At 48.5% G+C, this 7,366-nt stretch carries 8 protein-coding genes; all 8 read left to right on the forward strand.

What is annotated here, in order from left to right; genetic code table 11:
* Positions 1–1,341, forward strand: coding sequence for a flagellar hook-basal body complex protein (locus RCH83_RS06180; RefSeq protein ID WP_306520107.1), 1,341 nt, complete (start codon positions 1–3; stop codon positions 1,339–1,341).
* 10 nt (positions 1,342–1,351) lie between these two features.
* Complete coding sequence (locus RCH83_RS06185) at positions 1,352–2,080, forward strand: flagellar basal body rod protein FlgF (protein WP_306520109.1); 729 nt, start codon at positions 1,352–1,354, stop codon at positions 2,078–2,080.
* 18 nt (positions 2,081–2,098) lie between these two features.
* On the forward strand, positions 2,099–2,884 hold the full coding sequence (gene flgG, locus RCH83_RS06190) for a flagellar basal-body rod protein FlgG (protein WP_306520111.1): 786 nt from the start codon (positions 2,099–2,101) through the stop codon (positions 2,882–2,884).
* 14 nt (positions 2,885–2,898) lie between these two features.
* Entirely contained in the window at positions 2,899–3,567 is a 669-nt protein-coding gene (locus tag RCH83_RS06195) for a flagellar basal body L-ring protein FlgH (protein WP_306520113.1), read from the forward strand.
* 11 nt (positions 3,568–3,578) lie between these two features.
* Positions 3,579–4,676: a flagellar basal body P-ring protein FlgI gene (locus RCH83_RS06200; protein WP_306520115.1), complete on the forward strand. Its 1,098-nt coding sequence runs from the start codon at positions 3,579–3,581 to the stop codon at positions 4,674–4,676.
* Positions 4,676–5,152, forward strand: coding sequence for a rod-binding protein (locus tag RCH83_RS06205; protein ID WP_306520117.1), 477 nt, complete (start codon positions 4,676–4,678; stop codon positions 5,150–5,152). Before RCH83_RS06200 ends, RCH83_RS06205 begins: the two co-directional genes overlap by 1 nt.
* Entirely contained in the window at positions 5,149–6,483 is a 1,335-nt protein-coding gene (gene flgK / locus RCH83_RS06210; RefSeq protein ID WP_306520119.1) for a flagellar hook-associated protein FlgK, read from the forward strand. The genes RCH83_RS06205 and flgK overlap by 4 nt, the downstream gene beginning before the upstream one ends.
* A 10-nt stretch (positions 6,484–6,493) precedes the next feature.
* Positions 6,494–7,366 (forward strand): flagellar hook-associated protein FlgL (gene flgL / locus RCH83_RS06215; protein ID WP_306520121.1); only part of this gene is annotated, 873 nt, incomplete at its 3' end.

The following is a 7,366-nucleotide window of genomic DNA, read 5'->3' on the forward strand; positions in this document are numbered from 1 at the left end:
ATGTCTATGTTTAACATTGGCCTCAGTGGTCTGTCTTCGACCCAGAAGGCGCTGGAAGTCACCAGTAATAACATTGCCAACGCCAGCACTGCCGGTTATAAAACGGCCAGCACTGAGTTTTCGGCGTTGTATAACGGCGGTCAGCGCAGTGGTGTCAAAGTGGCTGCAACCAACGAAAACTTTGAGAAAACCGGCGGTCTGGTCAGTACAGGTCAGAGCCTGGATTTGGCCATTACCGGCAAAGGTTTTTTTGTGGTGAACGAAAATGGCCGTTTGGCTTTTACCCAGGCAGGGCAGTTTGGGTTGGATGAGAATCGCCAGATTGTTAATAACAACGGCAGCAAGCTGCAGGGTTTTGGTATTGATGAAAACGGTAATCTCATTACAGGTATTCTGACCGATTTAAAAGTAGAAGCGGCCAATATCCCAGCCAAAGCCACGGAGAATATCGCTTTTTCCCTGAACCTGAATTCGGCAAGTGACGTTATCCCTTATCCGGTTGCACCTGCAGTGTTTGACCCGGCTGACGGCACTTCTTTTAATTATTCACAGTCAACAGAAGTGTTTGATTCTTTGGGTAATAGCCACACTCTGACGCAGTATTTTAACCACACAGGTGTAAATACCTGGGCCGTGGTGTATTACATGGATGGCAAACCATTGCCCGCAGCCGATTTAAATCCTCCGGCTGGTGCTGTAGTGGGCAGTGTGGATGCCACTGATGATACCGGTGTTGTCACTACAGCCGCCACTTTGACCATCACCTTTGATACCGACGGCCAATTAAGCCCTATGGGCACCCTGCCGGCACCACCGCTGGTACCAGCAGATAACAACGTCACCGACCCTTACAACGTACGTGAATTGACGCTGGATTTTGCTCCTGCGGGCGCCTCTGTGATGGCTATTAAACTGGATATGGTGAAATCGTCGCAGTTTGGCAGCGCTTTTGGTTTATATGAAAACAATTCAGATGGCTACACCTCGGGTGAGTTCACCGGTGTTGCCGTTGCGGAAGATGGCAAGGTGCTGGCCACTTTCTCCAATGGAGAATCCAAATTGCAGGGCCAAATCGCTTTGGCCAATTTTGCCAATCCACAAGGTCTGGAATCGGGTAACAACACAGTGTGGTATGCCAGTGAACAATCCGGTGCCGCTATTATCGGCACTCCGTCTGAAGGCAGTTTTGGTGCCATTCTGGCCGGTTCTTTTATGGGTTCGAATGTAGATATCAGCGCTCAGCTGGTTGATTTGATGTCATTTCAGCAAAGTTATCAGGCCAACGCCAAAACTATCAGTACCGCTGATGAAATGATGCAAGTGCTGTTTAACGCAGTATAAGGACTAAAGCATGGAACGTCTGATCCATACCGCAGTATCTGGCGCCGATCTGGCACAGACTGCACTGCGCATTACCGCCAATAACCTGGCCAACATCAATACCGTTGGTTTTAAAGCGGACATGGAACAAGCCAGGGCAATGCAAATTACCGGTGAAGGTTTTCGTACCAGGTTTCAGGCGCAGTTGATGCCTGTATCCACCGACTTAACCGCCGGTGCTGTAATGGAAACGGGCCGTGATTTAGATATTACCGTCAGTGAACAAGGTTTTATTGCGGTACAGGATGCTGATGGTAATGAAGCTTACACCAGGGCAGGTGAACTGCAGGTTGCCGCTGATGGCAGCCTTGCTGTGCATGGCTTCAGAGTACAAGGTGGTGGTGGTGCCATAGTGTTGCCGGAGTTTGGTGATATCGATATCAGTGCTGACGGCACTATTAATTTGTTACCCGTTGGTGGTGGTGTGATTGAGCAGGATGAACGCATCAAACTGGTCAGTGCTAATAATGTGGTGATGGTCAAAGGTGATGATGGTTTGTTCCGGGCCGAAGATGGCAATCCGCTGGAAGCTGATCCTGCCGTGACAGTGCGTAGTGGTGCGCTGGAAGGTTCTAATGTCAATGCCGTTGAGCAGATGGTGAATACCATGAATATCAGCCGGCAGTTTGAACTGAACATCCAGATGATGAAAGCAGCCGATGAACTGGCCGTGTCCGGCAACAAACTGATCAGCGCTTAAGCAACAGGAATTAATAGTATGAATTCAGCATTATGGGTAAGCAAAACAGGTTTGGCGGCGCAGGATATGCGCATGACCACCATTTCCAACAACCTGGCCAACGTGAATACCGTCGGTTTTAAAAAAGACCGGGTGGTGTTTGAAGATTTGTTTTATCAGGTGCAACGTCAACCCGGCACTCAGGCTGATGAAGTGAATCAGGTACCGGCCGGCATTCAGCTGGGTACTGGTGTCAGAGTGAACGGCACACAAAAAGTCTTTACCGAAGGCAGTTTTGAAACGACCAATAATCAGCTTGATGTGGCTATTGCCGGTCAGGGTTTTTTTCAGGTGGAAAGTCCGGATGGTGAACTGTTGTATTCCCGCAACGGCCAGTTTCATGTGAATGCAGATGGTTTAATTACCAATGCCAATGGTTTGCCGTTGGCACAGAACATTACCATTCCGCCTGAAGCCACCAAGGTCACTATTGGCAGTGACGGTACTGTTTCTGCTCAGGTTGCAGGTCAGGATCAACTGCTGGAACTGGGTCAGATTCTGACGGTGAGTTTTGTTAATCCGGCAGGGTTAGAAGCTTTGGGTGGCAATTTATACCGTGCTACTGCCGGTTCAGGCGAAGCGCTGGAAGGGGTTCCTGGTGAAGACGCTTTTGGCCAGCTGCAACAATACACAGTGGAAGGTTCAAACGTCAGTGTGGTTGATGAAATGGTGAATATGATAGCCGTTCAGCGTGCTTATGAAATGAATGCCAAGGTGGTTTCGGCCGCCGATGAAATGCTGAACTTTGTCACTCAAAGTATGTAACTGAGGGTTTTGTGATGAAACAGGCTGCATCTTTTTTGTTGCTGTTGTTGCTTTGTGCCTGCAGCAGCAAACCGGACAGTCCGCTGGCGGATGACGATGACTGGGAGCGCACAGCAACACCGCTGGTGACGCAGGAGGCTGTGCCTGCCAGCGCCGGCAGTCTGTACACTGAATCTTATATGTTTACCCTTTTTGCCGACAAAAGAGCCTATAGGGTAGGTGACATTCTGACAGTGCAGTTGGATGAACGTACTCAGTCCAGTAAAAGCGCCGACACTGCGCTTGATCGCAACACTAACGTTAACCTTGGTGTGCCACTGGCCGGTAACGCCAATGTGTCTGATTTATCATTACGCATCAATAATGGCCAAAACTTTGAAGGTGAAAGCAGCGCCAGTCAGCAAAACTTTTTGCGTGGTGCAATTACAGTGCGTGTGATGGACGTTGCCTCTAACGGCGCTTTAACCATTCGTGGTGAAAAATGGATCAAACTGAATCATGGTGATGAATATATCCGCTTGCAGGGTGTAGTGCGGCCTGAAGATATTGATGTTACCAACCGTATTTCGTCACAGCGTATTGCCGATGCCCGCATCAGTTACGCTGGCAAAGGCACGCTGGCTGATGCCGCCGAGGAAGGCTGGCTCAGCAAGCTGTTTTCCACTTACCTTAACCTGTTTTAGCGAGCTGCCCCATGCGTATTTTATCGCTGTTGATCATCAGTTGTTGGCTCTGCACTGCTGCCCATGCCGGTAGCAGACCCTTGTTGGATATTGTTGATATTCAGGGGGTACGTGATAACCAGCTGGTGGGTTATGGTCTGGTGGTAGGTTTACCCGGCTCTGGTGATAAAGCCCAGATCAAATTTGCCGCCCAGTCGCTGAACAATATGCTGAAACAATTTGGTGTGCAGTTGGACGAAGCGACTTTACCAAAGTCAAAAAATGTGGCTGCTGTTGCGGTACAAGCCACTTTGCCACCAATGTCCAGCCCGGGTCAGGCGATTGATGTCACTATTATGTCGCTTGGCGATGCGAAAAGTCTGCATGGTGGTAGTTTAATGCTAACGCCACTGCGTGGTGTTGATGGCAAAGTGTATGCGCTGGCACAAGGCAATCTGGTTGTCGGTGGTATTAATGCCGAAGGTAAAAACGGTTCTTCTGTGACTGTGAATGTGCCCACTGCAGGTATTATTCCTGGTGGCGCCATTATTGAGCGCAGTGTGGAAAGTCTGGATCAGGGCGGTGATTTGGTACTGAATCTGAAAAAGCCCAACTATAAAACGGCCCGCAACGTAGTGACGGCCATCAATGGTACTTTTGGACCTCAGGTCGCCAGAGCCGAAAACTGGTCTAAGCTGGTGATTAGTGCCCCCCGTGATGCCGACAGCCGCAATACCTTTATGGCGATGCTGCAGGATTTAGTGGTGGAAGAAGGGGCGCAGCGGCCAAGAGTAGTATTTAACAGCCGCAGCGGTACTGTGGTGATCAGTGATGAAGTGCGGGTAAAAAGAGCAGCTGTCAGTCACGGCAATTTGACTATTACTATCAGTGAGCAGGAAGGTGCTATTCAGCCGTTGCCCTTTAGTCAGGGACGAACAGTACCAACCCAAAGCAGTGGTGTTGATGTCAGCCAGCAAACCGCCAATATGATGGTCTGGCCTGAAGGCACTTCTCTTGACACTATAGTGCAGGCAGTCAACAGCATGGGGGCGACCCCGGCTGAGCTGATGTCAATTTTACTGGCGCTGGATAAAGCCGGCGCCCTTGATGCTGATGTGGTGGTGATCTGATGCAACGAATCGACAACTCACAACAAATAGCTATTGATCCGCAACAAAGTACCCAGGTTCATAAAAACCTGAGTGAAGATCAGTCGTTACAGCAGGTTGCGGAACAGTTCGAAACTTTGTTTTTGCAAATGGTGCTGAAAAATATGCGTTCGGCCAGCGATGCTATTGCAGGTGACGATGGCATGTTCAGCAGTCATGAACAGCAGATGTTCCGAGATATGCATGACAGTCAGATGGCGCAGCAGATGGCCGCCAACAGCCAGACCGGTCTTGCAGTGCAGATTGTCAGACAGTTTTCTGGGCAGCAGAGCACTGCCCCGGCTGATGCTGCTGAAAATTTTTCACCAGCAACATTAAAGTTACCGCCGGAAACGGTCGCTGAACAACAGTATCAGGACTTTGGTTCTACGGTCGGCACTATGGCGCTGAGTCAGCCTTTACAAAGGCCAGTGGTCTTTAAAGAGAATAACGAATGAGCATGTTATATAACGGTGTGTCCGGCTTAAATGCATCCAGCGCTGGTTTACAGATTGTCAGCCAGAACGTCGCTAATGCTAAAGTTGCGGGTTATAGCCGTCAAACCGTTATATTACAAACCAACGATGGCCCGCTGAACGGGGTCAAAATCACCAAAATTGAACGTATAGTAGATGGTTTTCTGAATGACGATATCTGGCGCACTAAATCAGATTTGAGTTATTACGAAAGTTATCAGGATTATCTGGGTTACCTCGAAGAAGTACTAGGCACTGACTCGCTGAATCTGAATGACGCCGTTGCCAAGCTGAATTCTGCTTTTAATGCTGCATTGTCATCGCCTGAGTCGCCCGCCTACCGGCAGCAGGTGATTTCATCAGCCAGTGCTATGGTGCAAAACTTACAACAACTCAATGGCGCTTTAACAGGCCAGGTTGAAAAGCTCGGTTTTGAATTAACTGCGCTCACTGGCAACACTAATACTGTGCTGGCCGACATCGCCGAATTAAATGCAAAAATCAGCGAAGCCACAGCATTGGGGCACGACACCTCAGTGTTAATGGATAATCGTGAGCAGGCAATTATTGAGTTGTCCGGTTATATTCAGGTGGATGTGACCACACAGGCCGATGGCAGTCTGCATATCACAACTTTAAATGGCTCTCCTTTGGTGATGGCTGGCAAAGCCGCAACTCTGAGTGTGGCAGGCACTGACGTTACATTAAAATTTAACAACCAGACTTTTTCAGTACCCACAGGCGTAGGTGGCAGTCTTGGTGGATTGTTAAAAGTGAATGCCGATGTATTAGAACCAAGCCGGCTGGAGTTAAGCACTCTGGTGGCAGGTATTGCCGATGCGGTGAACCTTTCATTGTCAGAGGGTTTTGATTTAAATGGTAATGCTGGTGTGCCACTTTTTGTTTATAACCTGGCCGACCCTTTAGGTTCTATTGAAGTGAACAGCGCCATGACAATAGAGCAGCTGGCATTTCGTGGTCGGATACCTGATGGTATGGGCGGTTGGTTGCCAGCTGGTGGCAAGGGTGACAACAGTAACCTTATCAATGTGATAGATTCGATGAAAGGTGTTGCAGCTGGTTACGACACACTGATTGGCAAGTTGGCGATTCAGAGTAAACAAGTGCAGTCGAGCATTAAAACTTCTGTGGTGCTGAATGACAAAGCAGTGGCAGCCCGTGCCAGCGTCAGTGGGGTTAATCTGGATGAAGAAGCGGCTAACCTGACTTACTACCGGCAACTTTATGAAGCAAACGCTAAAGTAATCAGTACGGCAGATCAAATGTTTATGACTTTAATGGCGATGTTCTGAGGATAAAACAATGCGGATCAGCAGCAGCCAGTTTCATGACAGCACCATCCGGAATATTCAGGACAGCAGCTCCAAATATAGCCAGTTGTCGGTGCAAATGGCGACCAATAAGCGTATTACCAGACCTTCTGACGACCCGCTTGGCAGTGTGCTGGTATTAAGGTTGAATTCCGAGCTGACTTCACTTGCACAATATGGTCAGAATATGGAGTTGGTCACTTACACCTTAAGGCAACAGGAAACTCAGCTAAGCAGTATTAATAACCTGTTGTTTTCAATGCAGGAGTTGACGACAGCTGCAGCAGATGGTTCTTTTGGTACTGCAGAGTTGCAAGCCATGGGTAATGAAATGGCGGTATTAATGCCGGGTATTGTTGATTTGCTGAATGCAAAAGACGGTAGTGGTAATTTTCTGTTTTCCGGCAGCGAAATTGACAAACAGCCTTTTGTCACTGATCTCGCAGGCACTTATTCTTATCAGGGTGACGCGCTGGTACGCAAAGTATCTGTGGCTGAGAATACACTGGTTGATGCGAATATTGTTGGCAGCGAGCTGGTACCTGGTGCCACCTTTTTAAACGATTTAAAAGATTATGTTGCTTTGCTGCAGGCGCCACCGGCTGCAGGTGTTGGCACTGAATCACGCGATATGATGGTAAAACTGAGTACAGTGCTTTCAGACACCACCAGTGCTATTACCAAAATTGGTGGTATTGTCAGTTCTTTAGAATCGTTAGAATACACCAACAGTGACATTTCGCTGTTTACCGAAAATTTGCGTGACGATTTATCCGTGGTGCATTACCCGTCAGCTTATATTGAGATGAACAATGCGCTGGCGGCTTATGAGTCAACGCTGAAAGTCTATAGTTCAGTGTCGCAG

Origin of the sequence: Rheinheimera sp. (genome assembly GCF_030824435.1) — a bacterium.
In the GTDB taxonomy this organism is placed as follows: Bacteria; Pseudomonadota; Gammaproteobacteria; order Enterobacterales; family Alteromonadaceae; genus Pararheinheimera.

What these genes read in the sequence shown, in the direction of transcription:
- RCH83_RS06180 (WP_306520107.1), top strand. Translation starts at nt 1, where the DNA reads ATGTCTATGTTTAACATTGGCCTCAGTGGTCTGTCTTCGACCCAGAAG.
- RCH83_RS06185 (WP_306520109.1), top strand. Translation starts at nt 1,352, where the DNA reads ATGGAACGTCTGATCCATACCGCAGTATCTGGCGCCGATCTGGCACAG.
- flgG (WP_306520111.1), top strand. Translation starts at nt 2,099, where the DNA reads ATGAATTCAGCATTATGGGTAAGCAAAACAGGTTTGGCGGCGCAGGAT.
- RCH83_RS06195 (WP_306520113.1), top strand. Translation starts at nt 2,899, where the DNA reads ATGAAACAGGCTGCATCTTTTTTGTTGCTGTTGTTGCTTTGTGCCTGC.
- RCH83_RS06200 (WP_306520115.1), top strand. Translation starts at nt 3,579, where the DNA reads ATGCGTATTTTATCGCTGTTGATCATCAGTTGTTGGCTCTGCACTGCT.
- RCH83_RS06205 (WP_306520117.1), top strand. Translation starts at nt 4,676, where the DNA reads ATGCAACGAATCGACAACTCACAACAAATAGCTATTGATCCGCAACAA.
- flgK (WP_306520119.1), top strand. Translation starts at nt 5,149, where the DNA reads ATGAGCATGTTATATAACGGTGTGTCCGGCTTAAATGCATCCAGCGCT.